The organism is Streptomyces sp. NPDC031379 (genome assembly GCF_055569615.1).
On sequence record NZ_JBVIIT010000045.1, the window covers coordinates 9,437 to 28,534 of the forward strand.

The 19,098-nt window shown below is 73.4% G+C and carries 13 protein-coding genes; 5 read left to right on the forward strand and 8 right to left on the reverse strand.

Annotated features, from left to right (window positions below; all coding sequences use genetic code 11):
* Window positions 1-156: 156 nt before the first annotated feature.
* The 7 genes from ACZ5CW_RS39745 to ACZ5CW_RS39775 all read right to left on the reverse strand — a co-directional run bounded on the left by ACZ5CW_RS39745 (window position 157) and on the right by ACZ5CW_RS39775 (window position 7,889).
* Window positions 157-1,062, reverse strand: coding sequence for a LuxR family transcriptional regulator (locus tag ACZ5CW_RS39745; RefSeq protein WP_468610441.1), 906 nt, complete (start codon window positions 1,060-1,062; stop codon window positions 157-159).
* A 560-nt stretch (window positions 1,063-1,622) separates the two neighbouring features.
* The gene (locus tag ACZ5CW_RS39750; RefSeq protein WP_468610443.1) at window positions 1,623-2,294 is read right to left on the reverse strand and encodes a TRM11 family SAM-dependent methyltransferase; all 672 of its coding nucleotides are present in this window, start codon (window positions 2,292-2,294) and stop codon (window positions 1,623-1,625) included.
* A gap of 5 nt (window positions 2,295-2,299) precedes the next feature.
* Window positions 2,300-3,565, reverse strand: a complete 1,266-nt coding sequence (locus tag ACZ5CW_RS39755; RefSeq protein ID WP_468610445.1) for an MFS transporter — start codon at window positions 3,563-3,565, stop codon at window positions 2,300-2,302.
* The gene (locus ACZ5CW_RS39760) at window positions 3,562-4,923 is read right to left on the reverse strand and encodes an ATP-grasp domain-containing protein (RefSeq protein ID WP_468610447.1); all 1,362 of its coding nucleotides are present in this window, start codon (window positions 4,921-4,923) and stop codon (window positions 3,562-3,564) included. Before ACZ5CW_RS39760 ends, ACZ5CW_RS39755 begins: the two co-directional genes overlap by 4 nt.
* On the reverse strand, window positions 4,920-6,221 hold the full coding sequence (locus ACZ5CW_RS39765) for an ATP-grasp domain-containing protein (protein WP_468610449.1): 1,302 nt from the start codon (window positions 6,219-6,221) through the stop codon (window positions 4,920-4,922). The genes ACZ5CW_RS39760 and ACZ5CW_RS39765 overlap by 4 nt, the downstream gene beginning before the upstream one ends.
* Window positions 6,211-6,834 carry a serine O-acetyltransferase EpsC gene (gene epsC, locus ACZ5CW_RS39770; RefSeq protein WP_468610451.1) on the reverse strand — a complete coding sequence of 208 codons (624 nt, stop codon included), beginning with the start codon at window positions 6,832-6,834 and terminating at the stop codon, window positions 6,211-6,213. Before epsC ends, ACZ5CW_RS39765 begins: the two co-directional genes overlap by 11 nt.
* Window positions 6,831-7,889, reverse strand: coding sequence for a PLP-dependent cysteine synthase family protein (locus ACZ5CW_RS39775; protein ID WP_468610453.1), 1,059 nt, complete (start codon window positions 7,887-7,889; stop codon window positions 6,831-6,833). Before ACZ5CW_RS39775 ends, epsC begins: the two co-directional genes overlap by 4 nt.
* A gap of 226 nt (window positions 7,890-8,115) precedes the next feature.
* Here ACZ5CW_RS39775 and ACZ5CW_RS39780 point away from each other — a divergent pair, with 226 nt between their 5' ends.
* Window positions 8,116-12,063 (forward strand): amino acid adenylation domain-containing protein, encoded by a 3,948-nt coding sequence (locus ACZ5CW_RS39780; protein WP_468610455.1) that lies wholly within the window; start codon window positions 8,116-8,118, stop codon window positions 12,061-12,063.
* Window positions 12,051-12,275, forward strand: coding sequence for a tautomerase family protein (locus ACZ5CW_RS39785; protein WP_468610457.1), 225 nt, complete (start codon window positions 12,051-12,053; stop codon window positions 12,273-12,275). The genes ACZ5CW_RS39780 and ACZ5CW_RS39785 overlap by 13 nt, the downstream gene beginning before the upstream one ends.
* Window positions 12,276-12,428: 153 nt before the next feature.
* Here ACZ5CW_RS39785 and ACZ5CW_RS39790 read toward each other — a convergent pair whose 3' ends face one another.
* Window positions 12,429-15,296: a LuxR C-terminal-related transcriptional regulator gene (locus ACZ5CW_RS39790; protein WP_468610459.1), complete on the reverse strand. Its 2,868-nt coding sequence runs from the start codon at window positions 15,294-15,296 to the stop codon at window positions 12,429-12,431.
* A 270-nt stretch (window positions 15,297-15,566) separates the two neighbouring features.
* Here ACZ5CW_RS39790 and ACZ5CW_RS39795 point away from each other — a divergent pair, with 270 nt between their 5' ends.
* The 3 genes from ACZ5CW_RS39795 to ACZ5CW_RS39805 all read left to right on the forward strand — a co-directional run bounded on the left by ACZ5CW_RS39795 (window position 15,567) and on the right by ACZ5CW_RS39805 (window position 19,092).
* Window positions 15,567-16,226, forward strand: a complete 660-nt coding sequence (locus ACZ5CW_RS39795) for a helix-turn-helix transcriptional regulator (RefSeq protein WP_468610461.1) — start codon at window positions 15,567-15,569, stop codon at window positions 16,224-16,226.
* A 140-nt stretch (window positions 16,227-16,366) separates the two neighbouring features.
* On the forward strand, window positions 16,367-17,050 hold the full coding sequence (locus ACZ5CW_RS39800; RefSeq protein ID WP_468610463.1) for a Pvc16 family protein: 684 nt from the start codon (window positions 16,367-16,369) through the stop codon (window positions 17,048-17,050).
* Window positions 17,047-19,092 carry an ATP-binding protein gene (locus ACZ5CW_RS39805; protein ID WP_468610465.1) on the forward strand — a complete coding sequence of 682 codons (2,046 nt, stop codon included), beginning with the start codon at window positions 17,047-17,049 and terminating at the stop codon, window positions 19,090-19,092. Before ACZ5CW_RS39800 ends, ACZ5CW_RS39805 begins: the two co-directional genes overlap by 4 nt.
* The last annotated feature ends 6 nt before the right edge of the window (window positions 19,093-19,098 follow it).

Here is a 19,098-nt window from a genome sequence, read left to right on the forward strand (position 1 = left end):
TCCCTCCCCACCCCCCCCCCCCCACCCCCCCCCCCCCACCCCCCCCCCCTCCTCCCCCCCTCCCCCCCCCCCCCCCCCCCCAAACCCCCCCCCCCCCCCCCCCCCCCCCCCCCCCACCCCCGCCCCCCCCCCCCCCCCCCGCTGCGTGACGGTCGTTCAGCCGGAGACCTCGCCACACGTGGAGACGGTCATGGCCGCCGGGGCGGACTCCGGGGCGGACTCGGCCGGCCCGGTGCGCACGGCGGCGTACTCGTTGCGTGCCATCCGGTAGCCGAGCTGAAAACGGTGCTGGGCGCCGTACTGCTCGCGCAGCCGGGCGATGTGCCCCTGCACGGACCGCAGGCTCATGCCGAGGCGGCGTGCGATCGCCTTGTCGGAGCGGCCTTCGATCAGCAGCGCCTTGATGGCCCGGCGCATGTCGGGGACGACTTCGCCGGCCGCGTCGGCCGCCCGCACCGGGCGGAACGGGAACCGCTCGGCCCGTACCCAGGCCTTGTCGAACACGTCGCTGAGGAACGCGACGACGGCCCGGTCCCGGATCAGCGCCGTGCTGTGCCGGCGTTCGCCGCCGGGGATGAAGGCGACCTCGCCGTCGACGACGATCAGGCGGTCGAAGAACTCCGGGAGCGTACGCACCTCCACGCCGTACTGCATGACCTGCTGCACGTAGTTCTTCGTGGGCTCGGAGAAGCGGGCACTGTGCTGGAAGAGCGTGCGCATGGTGACTCCGCGCATCAGCGGGTCGCGGACCACCGCGTAGGCCTCCACCAGTGTGGCTCCGGGGCCCGGACCGTCCGGCTGGGCCGTGAGGATCTCGCGCTTCGCGCCCCACAGCGCCTCGTCGATCGCGTCCTGGACGGCTTCCGGGTCCTCGATGTGCCGGATGCTGCCGGGCGCCTCGGCGTCCTGGGCGCCGGCGCCTTCGGCGGGGACCAGCCGGCCGGCGGTCTCGGTGGCGTACCGCTCGAGGCTGCTGAGGGTGTCGGCGATCCGCAGCAGGGACTCCAGCGGTGAGTCGGCGGGGGACAAGGTCTCCCCTGTGGGCCTGGCGGCTGGACTCATCACATCATCCTTTCCCTGTACTCGAAGTGGGTGCCGAGCCGGGTGGGCGGCGAGCCGCCGGGCACACCGGGCACGGGCCCGCACCGCGAGCGCCACAGGGGAGGGTGGCTCACGCGGACGCATGGCCGGGCGAGGCCGGACAGACACCGGGAAGAAAGTGAGCACGCCGCCGGGCCGCTCGACGAACACTCCGGCGAGCAGGGCCTGCGGGGCGGCGGATGCGGTGCGGACGGTCACGGTGGCCCGCACCGGTTGTTCAAGCGCGCCTGGTTCCTCGCGTGCCCGGGAGGCGACGGGCGGACGCCCCACCCGCTCCCCGGAACCGCGTCGCGTCTAACATGTGATTCCCCCTTTTTCTCGAAACCCCGGCACCCTGTGGCCGACTGCCGTGCAGCAGCCACGTACGGTCCGTGCCGTAGCAGTGGGTCTCGCCCCTGGGCATCATTCGTGAACGCTCGGGCGGCCGCAATAACAGTGACGGCTCCTCAAGGCGTTCTGTACCGATACTCCGGGCGTCCTCGAGAAAAAGGGGGGGTTCCTTGCCGTGATCGAGCTTCAGCTCACTTCTGGGCCGTCAGGAGATACTCGTGCGACCGGTTCGTCCGCATCGGGTCGTCGTCGTCCTTGACCGGCCAGTCGTAGAGGTGGACGCGCTCGTCGCCCAGGGTCAGATGGCGGCCCAGCACGCGGGCGGCGTCCCAGGCCAGCGGGACGAACCGGTCCGCGATCCGCCGGTTCTGGACGGCGATGACCGCGTAGGCGCCCGGTCGCATCACCCGAGCGACGGCCTCGAAGGCCTCGTCGAGCGCCGCCAGATAGGCGTCGTAGTCGCGCAGCGCGTACATCTGGCCCGGGTCGGGCGCTTCGAGGTCGAGGTTGGTGCCGAAGTACGGCAGGTCGCACAGGACCAGGTCCACGGTGCCGGGGTCGAGCGGAGGCCTGCGGGCGTCGCCGCAGAGCATGCGCTGCTCCGGGTAGCGGGCGACACGCTGCCGTGCCTGCTCCGCGCGAGCCGGGTTGATCTCGATGCCGACCCCGAGCCGACCCTCGGCCGCGCAGGCCACGAGAGTGGTGCCCCATCCGGCGAACGGGTCGAACACCAGGTCGCCGGGCTTGGTCAACTCGGTGATCAGCGGCCGCAACTGGCTGACCAGACCGCTCTGTCCGGCGGCCGCCTCCTGGGCGAACTCCGGGTCCTCCGCGCCGAGCACACGCCAACTGGAAATCCCCATGGGGGTCACGCAACCTTTCTGGTGGAGCTGGTCGGGGAGACGGCCGGTTCGGCCTCGGGCGGCACCGGGTGCACCGCGGCCGGGGGCAGCTTGTGCTCCAGGCGCAGCACGCCCAGCGCGGAGCCCGTCGTGGCCACCGCGAGGAGCAGCCACATCCCGGTGGCCGACAGCGACAGCAGGGCCGTGAGCACGGTCGGCGCGAGTGCGATGGGCACCGCCCAGGACAGCTGGTAGACCGCGAGGTGCCGGCCGCGGGTCTCCTCCGGCGCGGCCTGGGCCACCAGCGCGGAGGCCGTGGCGCCGTGCAGCAGCTCGCCGGCGGTGAACGCGGCGGTCGCGGCGAACACGCCGGCGATCAGCGCCGCCCCGGTCGACAGGCTGCCGAGCACCGCGAAGGTGACGAAGGACAGCGCGAACACGCTCGCGCCGAGCGCCACCGCACGCGTTCTGCGGTACCGGACCAGGACCCGGGTGACGGGGATCTGCAGCAGCGCGATGCCGACCGTGTTGACGGCGTACAGGATGCCCACCAGCGAGACCGGCGCGTCCAGTTCCCGGGTGACGTACACCGGGAGGGCCACGGACAGCACCATGTAGGCGAAGGCCGTCGGGATGTTCAGGAGCGTCAGGCCCAGGAACGGACGGTTGCGCGCCACCATCCGGTAGCCGCCCTTGCGGGAGACCCGGCCGCCCGCCGGCTGCTCCGAGGTGCCGGGGCGGATCGTGCCGAGCAGCGCGCCCGAGAGCAGATAGCCGGCGGCCGCCCCGAGCACGATGTAGTAGAACCCGGACTCGTCGAGGGCGAGGGCCGCGCCGGCGAGCAGGCCGCCCACGCCCAGCCCGGCGTTGCGCAGGCTGCGCTGCAGGGCCAGCAGCTTGTCCCGCTCGGTGCCCCGCACGATCTCCGCGACGAACGACTGGATGGCCGGCGGGTAGGAGGTGTCGCCGAGGGCGACCGGCAGCACCACCGCGAACATGGCCACGCCGTTGTCGACCAGGGGGTAGGTGCAGAACGCCGCGGCGCGCAGCACGTACCCGCCCACCAGGACGGCGCGGGCGCTGAAGCGATCGATGAGGACGCCGGCGATCGGGTTGCTCACCAGGCCGATCACCGAGGCGGCCGTCACGATGGCGCCGACCTGGGTGAGCGGCAGCCCGGTGACGTGGTGGAAGTACAGGAGCGACAACGGCAGGTACATGCCGCTGCCGGTCGCGTCGACGACCATGCCCAGCATGTACTTGAAGCGGACGGACGACAGCTTCCCCGTCATGACGCCTCCGCCGGCTCGGTGCCCTGGGCCTGCTGGGTCTGCTGGGCCTGGACGTCCCCGGGGGCTGCCACGATCTTCGTCTCGGCGATGATCCGGGCGCCGAGGTCGCGCAGTCTGCGCTCGCACTCGACGCGGGTCGGGGCCGACCCCACCGCCGCCGTGAGGAAGTCGGCGGAGCCGGAGGCCGGGGCGATCACCTGGCCCTCCTCGGCGAAGAGCCAGAAGCCCTTCACCCACTCCTCGTCGGGGACGGCGGGCAGCGAGCGCACCAGTCCGGGCCGCTTCATCGTGAGCACCTGCCCCGACATGCAGCGCGGCCGCAGCGGCGCCCCGTCGTCGGTGGCACCCTCGAGCGCGGGCAGCGGGAGGCCGGCCTCCGCGCGGGTCACGTGCACGGCGAGCTGGATGCCGAAGAGGGTCTCGAAGACCTCGCGGATCTTCGCGCCGCCCGACCGGCCGGCGATCTCGCACAGCACCAGGCGGTCGTCGGGCGTGTGGAAGACCTCCGCGTGGAAGGCGTGGGTGCGCAGCCGGCCGCCCTCGGGCTTCAGGGCCGCCAGGGTCCGCTCGACGAGCGCGAGCAGCCGCGGGGTGAGCGGGTCGTCCACGTCCAGGGTCAGATCGACCCGCGGACCGGGATCGGCGCCGAACGAGGCCAGTTCGTACTGGTACTGGGAGGGCCAGGCGGCCACGGTGCGGCCGTCCACCACCAGCCCGTCGACGTGGCACATCCGGCCGGGGACGTAGGCCTCGACGAGCAGGTCGTCCCGTGAGCCGTCCCGGTAGGCCCGCGCGAGCCGCCGCTCCAGTTCGTCCTGGTCGGCGAGGATGCTCAGCCCGATGGAGTTGTAGCCCGCCCGGTCCTTGAGCACCACGGGGAAGCCGTGCCGTGCGGCGAAGTCGCGGGCCTGCCGGGCGGTGCTCGGCACGGTGTGCGGGGCGACCTCGATGCCGGCCCGCTGGGCCAGCCGCTTCATCAGGGCCTTGTCGCGGAACGGTGTGATGTCGGCGCTCCAGGCCCCGTCGAGGCCGAGGCGCTCGCGCAGCCGGGCGGCCAGGACCACGTCCGCCTCGTGGTGGGCGATGACGTGCGTGACCCGGTACTCCTCGGCGAGGGCGAGCGCGCGGGCGGGCACCGCTTCGTCGTCGAGGGTGTCGAAGAGTTCGAGGTGGGTGAAGTCGTGGTCGGCGTCGCCCGGGATCTCCTCGCCGGCCAGCTCGATCTTGTCGCGGGCGGCGAGTACGACGATGTCGCCGGCGTAGGGCGTCCGGTCGTCGAGGCCGGGGGCGCCGCCGTCCAGCCACCGGCGGTAGGGAAAGGCGGCGAAGGGGTTGCGGTGCAGGATGAGGACGCTCATGCCGGGATCACCGTCCGGTCGCTGACCGGGGCCGCTTCGGCCAGACCCGGCCGGCCGTCGGGATCCTTCACCCGGACCTTCACCACGTCGCCGACGAGTTCGGCGCCGCGCCGGATCGCCGCCGTGGTGTCCTCTCCGGTCACGACGACCAGGCCGAGACGGTCCCAGTTGTCCCGCAGGGGACGTACGGTCTCCCCGGGCTTGGCGCTGATGCGCACCGCGAGCACATCGGCGAGGGCCTGCGCCTCGGCCACGCCGTCCACCGACTCCACGATGTCGCCCGGCCGGCCCACCACCGACCGTACGGCCGCCCCGCCGTGCGCCTCGGGCCGGTCGGGGAGTTCCTCGTTCAGGCCGAAGGGCGCGCCGAGGGCGAGCTTGACGGTGTCGATGCCGTACACGCTGTGCACCAGGTCGGTGATGGCGTCACCGGCGATCCGGTTGTGGCTCTCGATGACGCGGGGGCCGCGGGTGCCGATCCGGATCTCGGTGTGGCAGACGCCGTCCTCGACGCCGATCCGGTCCAGGAACTCGATGACGGCCGCGCGGGTCCGCTCCTCGACCGCCGCGCCGAGCCGGGCGGGGACGGCGTGCCCCAGTTCGGCGAAGTGCGCGGGGTCGGTGAACTTCTCGGTGACGGTGATGACCACATGGCGTCCGGCGGAACTGAAGGTCTCCACGCTGTACTCGGGGCCGTCGAGGTACTCCTCCATCAGGAAGTCCTGCAGCAGCATCAGGGTGGAGACCCGGTCCGTCCTGGTGCCCGACAGCCGCTGCACCGCGGCCCAGACCCGGTCGGCGTCGGCGGGCCCGTCGAGGCGGTGCACGCCGATGCTTGCGGTGGCGTCGGTCGGCTTCACGATGAAGGGGTAGCCGTGCCGCTCCCCGAAGGCGTCCAGGTCCTCGCGCCGGCGCAGCGGCTGGGCGCGGACGGCGTCGGGGTCGAGCCCGGCCAGGTGCTCGCGCATGACGACCTTGTCGCGGAAGCGCCGGGTCACCTCGTAGCCGGTGCCGCCCAGGGCGAACAGGTCGTTGACGCGGGCCGCGTTCTCCAGGCCCGGCTCGGTGATCGAGGTGGCGGCGGCGAAGCCCGGGGATTCCCAGAGCCGCTCGGCTATCGGCTCCACCAGGTCCCAGCGGGTGTAGTCGACGACCTCCACATGGTCGGCGAGGCGCTCCTGCTCTTCGTTGATCTTGGTGGGGTGCTGCAGCAGCAGGACGTACAGGCCCAGCTGCTTGGCCTTGGCCACCGTTTCGTCGGTGGCGCCGACGAGGAGCAGTGAACGCTCAGGATTCATGGGTCCGTTCCGATCCGTTCCGGTGTGGGGGCTGTGTGTCCTGGGTCTTGCGCGCTCGCTCGACGACCGCCTGGGGGGCGCGTACGTGCACGCCCTTGGGCACGTCGCTGAGCACCAGGGACATCGCGCCGATCAGGGCGTCGTCGCTGATGGTGATGGGCCCGAGCAGGGTGGCTCCCGCGCCGACCGTCACGCCGTTGCCGAGACGGGGGTGGCGGCGGGAGCCGGGCCGGGCGTGCTCCTGCTCGTGCCACCAGCCGAAGGAGCCGAGTGTGACCTGGTGGAAGAGCGACACGTCGTCACCGATGACGGCGGTCTCACCGATCACGACTCCGCTGCCGTGGTCGACGAAGAACCGCCGGCCGATCTGTGCGCCCGGATGGATCTCGATGCCTCCGGTGAGCACCTTGGTGGCGGTGCACACCAGGCGGGCGCTGACGTAACGGCCGTGGCGGTAGAGGTAGTTGCCCGTACGGTGGCCGAGCAGGGTCAGCACGGTCGGATGCAGCAGCGCCTCGGTGCGGGACCGGACCGAGGGGTCGCGGGTGACGACGACGTCGAGGGTCTCCCGGATCCGCTGGCGCAGCGAGGGCCGGGCGCGCACGGCGCTCATCCGGCCGGCCGCACCGAGGTGCCGGCCGGCGCCTGCGGGACGTCCCGGGTACCGGGGGTGTCCTGGGCCTCGGGGGTGTCCTGGCTCCCGGGGGTGTCCTGGGCCTCGGGGGCGTCCTGGGCCTCGGGCCACCAGCTGAGGTAGCGCTCTCCGGTGTCGGGGAAGACGGTGACGACCGTGGCACCGGACAGGTCGTGCCGGCGCGCCAGTTCCACGCAGCCGTACGCGGCGGCGCCCGAGGAGACGCCGACCAGCAGTCCGGTGGAGGCGGCGATGGTCCGGGTGGTGGCCGCGGCGTCCTCGTCCCCGACCACGATCACCTCGTCGATGACCGCGACATCGGTGACCGGGCTGGTGAACCCTCCGTTCAGGCCGGGGATCCGGTGCGGTCCCGGCTCGCCGCCGGACAGCAGGGGCGATCCGGCGGGCTCGACCGCCACGACCCTCAGCTCCGGATTGCGCTCGCGCAGACAGTGGGCGATACCGGTCAGGGTGCCGCCGGTGCCGACCCCGCACACCAGATAGTCGACGTGGCCGCCGGTGTCCCGCCAGATCTCCGGGCCCGTAGTCTCGTAATGGGCCCGTACGTTGGCGGCGTTCAGGTGCTGGGCCGCGTACCAGGAGCCGGGAATCTCCGCGTGCAGCTTCTCGGCGCGCTCCACACATCCGGCGAAGCCGAGGGTGTGGTCGGTGAACTCGACCTCGGCGCCCAGCATGCGCAGGGTCAGCAGGCGCTCCCGCGAGGCGTTGTCGGGGAGCACGATCCGGCAGGCGTACCCGCGGGCCGCGGCCAGCGCGGCCAGCGCGATGCCGGTGTTGCCCGAGGTGGACTCGATGATCGTGTCACCGGGCCGCAGCGCCCCGGACTCCTCGGCGGCGCGCAGCATGAACAGGGCGGCCCGGTCCTTGATGCTGGACAGCGGGTTGGCCGCCTCCAGTTTGGCCAGCACATGCGCGTCGGCGGGCAGCCCGGGGAGGCTCAGCCGCAGCATCGGGGTGTTGCCCACGAGTTCCTCGAGCGAGCCGACGACACTGCCGGTGGTTGGTTCGGTCACGGGCCCCTCCGGATCAGTTCGGCTCGACACCTGCCACGGGTTCGCGGGCGTTCCCGCACTTGGCATGTGCTCTACCAAAATCTGCCGCGCCCGGTCCCACATGGCCATGGCGGCCATGGTTCGGGTTGCCGCACTGCACTGATTGCGGGGGTCCCCCGCGACGCCGGACGTGGCTCAAATCCGTACGTTCGAGCCCGAGGTCGTAGGACCCATCGACTACGGGGGTATGGAGATGAAGACCCGGGACGCCACCGAGACATGTCTGCCCGACCTGCTGGACTCGCAGGCTCTCGCCCGCCCCAGCGACATCGCCGTCGTCCACGAGGGGGAATCGCTCACCTTTCGTGAGCTGGCCGACAAGGCCGAGGACGTGGCACGTCATCTGCGCCACCTCGGTGTCGGCGCGGACGTCGGCGTGGGACTCTTCGTGGAGCCCTCACTGGATCTGATGATCGGCGCCTGGGGCATCCTGCGCTCCGGCGGTGCCTATCTGCCGCTCTCTCCCGACTATCCGGAAGAGCGCATTCGCTATATCGCCGAGGACGCCCGCCTGGGCGTCGTTCTCACCCAGGACGTCCTGCGGGACCGGCTGGCGGAGTTCCTCTCCGCGGACACGGTCGTCATCACCCTCGACGACGTCGTGGCGTTCACGAAGGACCGGCCCGACACGGATCCGGCCGAGCCGCCCGACGGCCCGCGCCCGGGGGATCTTGCGTACATCATCTACACCTCGGGCAGTACCGGCAGGCCCAAGGGGGTGACGATCGAGCACCGCTCCATCGTGCACCAGATGCGCTGGCTCGCCGATTCCTTCGCACTCGACGCGGGCAAGACCGTCCTGCAGAAGACCCCGATCAGTTTCGACGCCGCCCAGTGGGAGATCCTGGCCCCCGCGTGCGGCAGCCGGGTCGTCGTCGGGTCCGGCGGTATCCACCGCAATCCCTCGCTCCTCATCGAGACCGTCACCGCCCATGCCGTCACGACCCTGCAGTGTGTGCCGACCCTGCTGCGGGCCCTCGTCGACACCGACGAACTCGACCGCTGCGCATCGCTCACCCACCTCTTCAGCGGCGGCGAGGCGCTGTCCCGGGCGCTCGCCGGGGAGCTGACCCGGGCGCTGCCCGGAACCACGCTGGTCAATCTCTACGGCCCGACCGAGTGCACCATCAACACCTCGGCGTACACGGTCGACCCGGCCGTCCTCGACGAGAGTCCCGACGCCCTTCCGATCGGCACGCCCGTGACCGGCCTGCGCTATCACATCCTGGACGCCGGGGGCCGTCCCGTGGCGGCCGGCGAGACCGGTGAGCTGCACATCAGCGGCATCCAGGTGGCGCGCGGCTATCTGGGCCGGCCCGAGCTGACCGCCGACCGCTTCCTGCCGAACCCGGATGCCGCTCCGGCCGAAGGCACGGCTTCGTCCGGGGGAACGGACGGGCCCGGCCACGACCGGCTGTACCGCACCGGCGATCTGGCCCACTGGAACCCCGACGGCACCGCCCAGTTCGCCGGCCGGGCCGACAACCAGGTCAAGCTGCGCGGCTTCCGCATCGAACTGGACGAGATACGCCTGGCCATCGAGGCCCACGACTGGGTGAGGAATGCCGCCGTGCTGCTGCGCACGGACCCGCGCACCAGCGCCCAGAACCTGGTCGCGTGCATCGAACTGAGTCCGCGCGAGGCGGCGTTGATGGACCAGGGCGAGCACAGCGAACACCATGTGTCGAAGGCCTCCAAGCTCCAGGTCAAGGCTCAGCTGTCGAACCCGGGCGTGCGGGACGCGGCCGATCTGTCCGGGCGGCCCACCGTGCCGCTGCCCGGCGCCGGCGCCACTCCCGAGCAGCGACGCCGGGCCTTCGCCCGCAAGTCGTACCGGTTCTACGAGGGCGACCGGCTGGAGGTGGCGGACGTGCTGGCCGCGCTCGGGCGGCGCACCGAGGGCGCCGGATCCCGCCGCCCCGAAGAGCTGACCCTGCCCGAACTGGGCGGCGTCCTGCGGAACTTCGGGCAGTTCCTCAGCGAGGAACGCTTGCTGCCGAAGTACGCGTACGCCTCCCCCGGGTCCCTCTACGCGACGCAGCTGTACCTGGAGCTGGCCGGGATCGAGGGGCTGGCCGCGGGCTGTTACTACTACCACCCGGTCCACCACGAGCTGGTTCTGGTCCACTGCACCGGGGCAGCGGCGCGCCCCGGGGCACGGGTGCACCTCATCGGCCGCAGATCGGCGATCGAGCCGGTGTACAAGAAGAACATCCAGGAGGTCCTGGAGATCGAGGCCGGGCACATGGCCGGCCTGTTCGACGAGGTGCTGCCCGCCCACGGCCTCGCCCTCGAAGAGGCGGCGCACGAGCGCGGTCTGACCCGGCTCCTGGGCTGCGCGCGGGACGACCACCACCTGGGCTCCTTCGCGCTGGTGCCCCGGACCGAGGCACACGGGCCGGCTCCCGCGCTGAACTCCCTGGACGTCTATGTGCAGTTCCATCCGGGCAGCGGGGCCGGCCTGCCCAGCGGCCAGTACCGGTACCACGGGGGCCGGCTGCACCGGATCAGCGACGAGCTGATCCTCAAGCGGCATGTGATCGCCATCAACCAGGCCGTGTACGAGCGTTCCGGCTTCGGCGTCACGCTCGTCAGCCGCGCCGCCGAGCAGGGCAGGGAGCGGCAGAGCTATGTGGATCTGGGCCGTGGGCTGCAGCACCTGATGATGAACACCGGCAACCTGGGCTTCATGTCCGCCGGTTACAGCTCGCGCGCCGGAGACGACCTGCCCGCCGCCCGGCGCATCACGGCGATCCTGCGGGAGACGGGGCAGCGCACCGGGCCCTCGTACTTCTTCGTCGGCGGCCCGGTCAGCGCGGAGCAGCTCCGCCACGAGGGCATGCACGAGGACCAGGTCCATATGAAGGGCCCGGAGGAGCTGATCAAGGAGGATCTGCTCTCCAGCCTCCCCGAGTTCATGCTGCCCAGCCAGATCCTGGTGCTGCCCGAGCTGCCGCACACGCCCAACGGCAAGCTCGACACCAAGGCCCTCGAGGGCTACGTCGACGAGGCGACGGCCCGCGCCCATCCGGTGGTGGAGCCCCGCAACCGGGTCGAGGCGGGGCTGTGCGGTCTGTGGAAGGCGGCGCTGAAGCGGGAGTCCGTCTCCGTGCACGACGACTTCTTCCGGCTCGGCGGGAACTCGCTGATCGCGGTCGCGCTGGTGAAGCAGATCAACGAGGCGTTCGCCTGCAGCATGCCGTTGCAGATGCTTTTCCAGGCGCCCACGGTGGCGAAGCTGGCGGAGGCGGTGACCGCCCGGGCCGCGGTGTCCGCCTCCCGGCTCGCTCCGCTGCGGGCCGAGGGCAGCGGAGCGCCGGTGTTCTGCTGGCCGGGGCTCGGCGGCTTCACCATGAACCTGCGGCCGCTCGCGGCCCGGGTGCCCGGCCGGCGGCCGGTCTACGGTGTGCAGTCGTACGGCATCAACGAGGGCGAGACACCGTTCCCGTCGATCGAGGAGATGGCCGCCGCCGACGTCGAGGCGCTGCGGCGCGTCCAGCCGGAGGGTCCCTACACGCTGTGGGGCTACTCCTTCGGCGCGCGGGTCGCCTTCGAGACGGCGTGGCAGCTGGAGCGGTCGGGCGAGCGGGTGGAGCAGCTCTTCCTGCTGGCGCCGGGCTCACCCCGGGTGGCCGGTGCCCCGCGGGCGGCACCGGCGGCGGCGGTGGCCGACTTCGCCGATCCCGTCTTCACGGCCATCCTCTTCTCCGTCTTCGCCGGCACGGTCAGCGGCCCGGGCCTGGAGGAGTGCCTGCGCGAGGCCACCGACGCGGAGAGCTTCGCGCGGTTCATCGACCGCCGGTACCCGCAGCTGGATGCCGAACTGATCCGCCGGGTGGTGGCCGTGGTCCGCCGTACCTACGGTTTCACCTACGACCACGTCGATCCGGCCGCCCGCCGGGTCTCGGCACCCGTGACGGTGTTCCGGGCCCGCGGCGACGAACCCTCCTTCATCGAACGCACCCCCGGCCGCACGGCGGCCCCGCCCACCGTCGTCCAGCTGGAGACCGACCACTACGGGGCGCTGCGCGACCCGGGCGTCGACGAGCTGGCCAAGGCGCTGCGGCGTGCCACGTCCGGGCCGGCGGAAAGCCCGGCAACGCGACAGACAAGGAAGCTCACATGCCTCACGTGACCATCCAGCACTTCCCGAAGTCCCTCACCCCCGAGCAGCGAGCCCGTCTGGTGGAGCAGGTGACGGCGGCCGTCCGGGAGGCGTTCGAGGTCGAGGAGCGGGTCGTCTCCATCGCCCTGACACCCGTGGCCCCCGAGGACTGGGACGCCCAGGTCTACCAGCCGGAGATCGCCGCACACCGCGAGAAGCTGGCGAAGGCCCCGGACTACTGAGCGGCCAAGGGCTGGCACGAACTCCGGGACGGCACGATCCCGGTCCGCGCAAGGGAGACGGACCGCACGCGGACCGTCCGCGTCGGCCACCGGGAACTCCCCCCGCCGGCAGACCGGGCAGCCGCCCCGGAGCGGCCCCGCCGTGCCGGGCCCTCAGACGTCGGAGGGGCAGGGCCCCCGATCAGCCGGCGTCCGGTCGTGGCGGGAGAGCGGGTCCGGGGGCGTCGCCGGCAGGGCGGGCGGATCTCCTTCGGCCAGGGTCAGGGCGCGCCGCAGTTCGCCGCGCCGCCGGATGCCCAGCTTCTTGTAGGTGCTGGTGAGATGTGTCTCCACGGTGCGCCGTGCGAGGTGCAGCAGCGCCGCGATCTCCGCGTTGGTGCGCCCGTCGGCGGCCAGTTGGGCGATGCGCAGTTCACTGCCGGTGAGGGACCCCGCCCCGGTCCGGACGGCGGCCGTCCGCCGGGCGCCGCCGGCCCGCAGGGCCTTCTCGGCGAGCCCGCGAAGGCGCAGTGCGCCCAGGCGTTCGGCCAGTTCTGCGGCCTCCCTGAGACGGTCCCGGGCCTGAGCGCGCTCACCGGCCGCGATCAGCGCCCGGCCCTGCGCCAGCAGCGCGTGCGCCAGTTCCGGACCGGTGCCCTCGGGCGCGTCCCGTAACAGCCGTACGGCCCGCTCGGCGAGTTCGAGGCCACGACGGCCGCCGGTGACGGTGCCGAGCGCCCGCAGGGCCCGGCCGACCGTGCGAGGGGTGCCCCAGACGCGGGCGAGGCGCAGTTCCTCCTCGGCCAGGGTGATCGCCTCGCGGGGCGCGCCCAGGACGAGCCAGCACTCCGCGGCGGCCGACCGCCACGGGGTGACGACCGGACTGCGGACCTCGCGGGCCAGCTGGCGGCGCCCGCACTCCAGGAAGTCGTGCAGGGCCCCGGCGGTGTCGCCGTCGGCGGCCCGCTGCACTCCCCGCGCGTAGAGGTACCGGTTGAGTTCCCAGGAGTCCGCCGCCGCGTGCAGGTCGAAGGCGCCGGCCAGCCGCCGCGCCTCGGTCGTCCGGTCCTGGGCGACCAGCCCGAGCAGCACGTGGGCCTGTATGTTGCCGGGTCCCGCGTCCGGCCGGAGCGGGGGTTCGGCGGGCAGCCAGCCGTGGATCCCCCGGGCGGCGGCGATGTCGGCGCGGGTGTTGACCAGCGCGTCGTGCATCGGGTGCAGCAGGTCGGAGCGCTGGCCGGCGAGCCCCCGGTCCACCAGCCGTTCCGCCTCGTCCAGTTCGTCGGCCCACTGGGCGACCGCGGCGGCCGTCCCCAGCAGGAACGGCTCCGTGAGCGGGTCGGACGGTTCGGCCAGCAGCACGCGCATCCGCCGCATGGCCTCCTGGGCCGAGGTGAGTCCGGCGGTCGCCGCGTACCGGACCAGGACGGCGCGGGTGGCCGGACCGATCAGCTCGGGCGAGTGCTCCGCGGTGCCCCACAGCCGCCGGTACACGTCCCGGCGGACCGTCTGGTCCCGTTCGGCCAGCAGCGCGGAGGCGCTGCGCAGCACGCCGGACAGATCCGGACGGTCACCGGCGAGCTGCTCGTCGACGGCGGTCAGCACCTCCACGGCCGTGCCGATCTTGCCGCGTGCGGCCAGCGCGGTGCCGAGGGCGACGGCGGCCCGCACCCGTTCCCTCGGGGCGGCCGGCAGGCCCACGGCCTCGGTGAGCCTGGGGACGGCGGCCGCGGCGCCCCGGTCGGCGGCCTCCAGGGACCCCAGTTCGGTCAGCAGCCGCTGTCTGCGGTGGTCGGACAGCGGCTCGTCTAACGCCCTGCGCAGCAGGGGTAGGGCCTCGGCGGCCCTGCCCTCCCGGACGGCGTGGGTGGCGGCGTCGTGCAGCACGCCCGACGCCCAGGGCGCGCCCACCGGGCCGGAGTTCAGCAACTGACCTGCCATCGCCTCGGTGGACGCGCCGCGGCGCAGCATGAGTTCGGCGGCGCCCCGGTGGGTGGCGCGGCGCCGGGACTCGGGCACCCCGGCGAGCACCGCGTCGCGCAGCAGCGGGTGGGCGTAGCGGGGGCGGCCGTCCGGGCCGGCCCGGAGCAGGCCGAGGCCGGTCATCGCGGTGAGCCAGCCGGTCACCCGGGCCCGGTCGGTCCCGGTCAGTTCGGCGAGCAGGGCCGCGAGGTCAGGGAGGCTGCCGCCGGGCGGTCCGGCCGGGCCGCCTCCGGGCCGCTCGGCGTCCAGGGCGGCGAGCGCCCGGGCGACCTCGGCGGTGCCGGAGCCGGCACTGTCCAGCCACCAGGCCGTGGCCGCCGCGTAGTTGCCGGCGTAGAGCGCCGCGACGGTGTGCGGGAGGACGCCGTGCGGCCCGGGTCCGTCGAGGTCGTCGAGGAGGGCGCGCAGCAGGAGCGGGCTGCCCGCGCCGGACCGGGCACAGTCGTCGACCCAGGTTCCGGGCGCGCCGGGGAAGCGTTCGCGCACCAGGGCGGCGGCGCCGACGGGGGTGAGCGGGGCCAGGGTGTGCGTGCGGACCAGGGCGGGCGACAGGGTGTGCGCGAATCCCGGGGCGGCCGGATCGACGTCGTACTGGCTGCGCTCGGTGACGGCCAGCAGGACGGGGAGCCGGAGCCGGTCCACGTGCCGGGCCGACTCCACCAGCCAGCGGTGGGAGGGTGGGTCGGCGAGGTGGACGTCGTCCACGGCGATCAGCAGCGGTGTCCGTTCGGCCTCCCGCAGCAGCGCCCGCCAGAGCAGTCCGGCCTGTTCGCGCTCCGTACCGGCCCGCTCGATCCCCGTGGCGGGGCACAGCAGTTGCCGCGCGGTCGCGAAGGGGGCTCCGCCGTCACCGGGTGCGCAGCGGGCGCGAAGGACGCGCATGCCGTGCCTCGTCGCGTCCTCGATCGCCGACTCCAGCACGGTGGTGCGGCCGGTGCCGGTGGCACCGCGTAGCAACACGAGGCCGCCGGCGTACGAGCAGGCGCGCGCCACGCCGGCGGCCAGGGTCGCGACCGCCTCGCGGTGCGCGCTCGGCCTGTCGTCCTGCGGTCCGGACATGTCCTGCCTCCTCGGTTCGGACGTGGTTCCCGCATCGTCGAGGACGATCGGAGCGTGGCAAGGGATGTCGTGACTTTTCCCATACCGGCGAATTCCGGTTCCAGGGCTACCGCCGTGGCCGCTCTGTTCGTGGTCGTCGTACGGGTGTTCTCGTGGTGGTGCTCGTGGTGATCCACGATTGCGCGGGTCCGGGCCGGGGCCGGAGGGTGGGGAGCACCCGCCCGCCGCCGGTCGGCGGAGGCGGCAGGCACGTGGACATGGGGGAGAGGCTTGCCCAGCTCATCGAGGACCACCCGGACCGGCACCGAACCCGTGGCGCGCACACGTGTGACCGTGTACGCCTCCGATCCGATCCTGCGCGAGGGCGTGCACGGGCAACTGCGCCGGTTCCCCGAGGTCGAGCTGCGTGAGGAGGGCGGTCCCGGCGCGGTGGCGCTGATCGTCGACGACGTGCTGGAGGAGGAAGCGCTGGCCCGGCTGCGCCGCCTGGTGCGCGGCGAGGGCGCGCGGGCGGTGCTCGTGGTGCGCTCGCTGCGGGAGGCCGAGCTGCTGGACGTGATCGAGTGCGGTGTGGGGGCCATCGTCTGGCGCCACGAGGCCACCGCGCACCGCCTGGTGCAGGCCGTCCTGGCGGCGGCCCGCGGGGACGGCGACCTGCCCGCCGATCTGCTGGGGCGGCTCATCAACCAGGTGAGCACGCTGCACCGCAGTGCGTCGGGCCGGGCCGGAACCGGGTCCTCGGGCCTGACGTCCCGTGAGGTGGACGTACTGCGGCTGATCGCCGAGGGGTTCGACACCGGGGAGATCGCGAGAAAACTGTCGTACTCCGAACGCACCGTCAAGAACGTCATCCACGGGCTGACCACCCGACTGCACCTGCGTAACCGGGCCCACGCCGTGGCGTACGCCCTTCAGGAAGGCTACATCTGACCGGAGGGGCAGTCCGGGTCGCCCCTCGGGGCAACCGTTCCTGCCCGCCCGCCGTCCCCCGGCGCGCTCGCGGGGACGGGCCGGGGCGCGGCAGGATCGGACGGGATCGGCAGCAGGCACGGCGGGGCGGGAGCACGACGGTGATCCACGAGGTGGACGAGGTCCTCAAGACCCTTCTCAGCGGTGGCGCCCTGGCCGGTTCCGGTATCGACGTCGCCTTCGAGGCCCCCACCCGCGACTGGGCGGCGCGTCGCAACGGGCCCGTCGTGAACGCCTATCTGTACGACATCCGGGAGGACGTGCACCGGCGCCAGCGCGGTCACCTGCCCGTGCTCGACGAACGGGACGTGGTGGTCAAGCGCCGTCAGCCGCCCCGGTGGTTCCGGCTGTCGTACCTGCTGACCGCCTGGACCAAGCAGCCGCAGGACGAGCACCGTCTGCTGTCCGCCGTACTGGCGACGCTGATCCCCCGCGAGCTGCTGCCGCCCTCGGAACTACCGGGAGCGCTGGGCGAGTTGGGTATGGCGGTGCCGGTGTCGGTGGCCGGGATCCAGACGGAGTCGCGCTCGCTCGCGGAGATCTGGTCGGCGCTGGGCGGTGAACTCAAGCCGTCCCTCGACCTCGTGGTCACCGCCCCGTTCCCGGCCTACCCGGAGTACGACGCCGGTCCCCCGGTCACCGAGGGCGCGGTGGTCCGGGTCCGCGACATGGACGGCTCCGACCGGCCGGCCGGGGAACGCGCGCACCGGCCGCGGCAGGTGGCTGCGGCCCGGGACGCCCGGAAGGCAGCCCTGCGCCGCCGGAGCACGGGCGGCCCGTCGTGACCGAACCCACCGCGCCCCCAGAGGGGGCGGCCGAACGGACCACCGCGGCCGACCGAGGGGCCGAGGGGGTCCCGCCCCGTGCCGCCGCAGCCCTTCTGGCCCGTCTCGCCGCCCTGCGGGAGCGGGTGTCGCTGCTGGTCGAGCACCGCGGCCAGGACGATCCGACGGCCGGCGATCCGCTGCGCGGACTGTATCTGTCGGAGGAGGCGGTGCGGCATCTGCTGCGCCCGCCCGCACCGCCGGCCGCGCTGCCCGGACTGCCTCAGCCGCCCGCGGACCGGCTGACCGCGCTGGCGGCGCGCGTCGGACTCGCCGACCTCGACGTCATGCTGCTGCTGATCGCGCTGGCGCCCGATCTGGACCGCACCTTCGAGCCGCTGTACGGCTACCTCAACGACGATGTCAGCCGGCGCCGGGCGACCACGGGACTCGCGCTGGACCTGTGCGCGGTGCCGGCCGGTTCGGCGCCGGCCCGGGCACGGCTGCACCCGGGGGCACCGCTGTGCGCGCTGGGGCTGCTGGAGGTGGAGGAGCCCGAACGTCCCTTCCTCAGCCGCCCCCTGCGGGTGCCGGACCGGCTGGTGGCTCATCTGCTCGGTGACGACACGCCCGACCCGGCGCTGACGGGGCATCTGCGCGATCTCCCCGAACCGCCGCGAGCGGACCGGGACGAGACCGGGTTCCGGCGTTTCACCGAGCGGCTGGCGAAGCGCCTCACGGCCGGCCCGCCGCCCACCGTGTACCTGCGCGAGTCCCACGAGGGCGACGCTTCCGCCTCGGTCTGCGCGGCGCTGCGCACGGCCGGCCTTCCCGCGCTGCCCTTCTCCGGGCCCCGCGACCTGCTGCCCGCCCTGCTGCGCGAGGCCCGGCTGACCGGACGGACCGTCGTCGTCACCGGTCTGCCCGACGAACCCGGTGCGCTGGTGCGGGAGCTGACGGAAGCCGTCGACGTGCCCGTGCTGATCATGGCCCGGGTGCCGTACGACCCCCACTGGTGCCTCCACGACCCGCTCGTCCTGGACGTGCCCCGGCGCCGGGCGGGCGCCGTCGGGGACTGGTCCGCCGCTCTGGCCGAGGATCCCGGCTTCGATCTCGCCGTCACCGTCGCCCCGTACCACCTGCCCGGCGAACGTGTCGCCCGCGCGGTGCGGTCGGCCGAGGCCCTGGCCGGGTTCGAGGGCGTCCGGCTCTCCCCCGCCCACCTGCGTCTGGCGGCCCGGCAGCAGTCGGCCTCCGGCCTGGAACGGCACGCCCGCCGCATCCGGCCGGCCGTCGACTGGCGGGACCTCGTGCTGCCCGGCCGGCCTCTGGCGCAGCTGCACGAACTCGCCCTGCGCGCACGGCATCGCGGCCGGGTCCTCGGCGACTGGCGGCTCAGCGCGGGCGGCGGGCGGGGCCGGGGTGTGCTCGGTCTCTTCGCCGGCGAGTCGGGCACCGGCAAGACCCTCTCGGCCGAGGTGGTCGCCGCCGAACTCGGCCTGGACCTCTACGTGGTGCAGCTGTCGTCCGTGGTGGACAAGTACGTCGGCGAGACCGAGAAGAACCTGGAGCGCATCTTCACCGAGGCCGACCGCACCGACGCCGTCCTCCTCTTCGACGAGGCAGACGCCGTCTTCGGCAAGCGCTCCGAGGTGAAGGACGCGCACGACCGGTACGCCAACATGGAGAGCGCCTATCTGCTGCAGCGGCTGGAGTCCTTCGACGGCATCGCCCTGCTGACCACCAATCTGCGCGCCAACATCGACGAGGCGTTCACCCGCCGCCTGGACCTGGTGGTCGACTTCCCGTTCCCGGACGCGGAGCAGCGCCGGGCCCTGTGGCGGCACAGCCTGTCCCATGTGCCCTGCGCGGACGGCATCGACCACGGGCCGGTGGCCGAAGGGTTCGAGCTGGCCGGCGGGTCCATCCGCAGCGCCGTGGTGACCGCGGCCTATCTGGCGGCGGGCCGCGGCGACGTGGTCACGGCGGCCGACCTGCTGGAGGGGGCCCGGCGCGAGTACCGCAAGTCGGGCCGGCTGCTGCCGGGAGAGGGCACCTGGTAGCGGCCG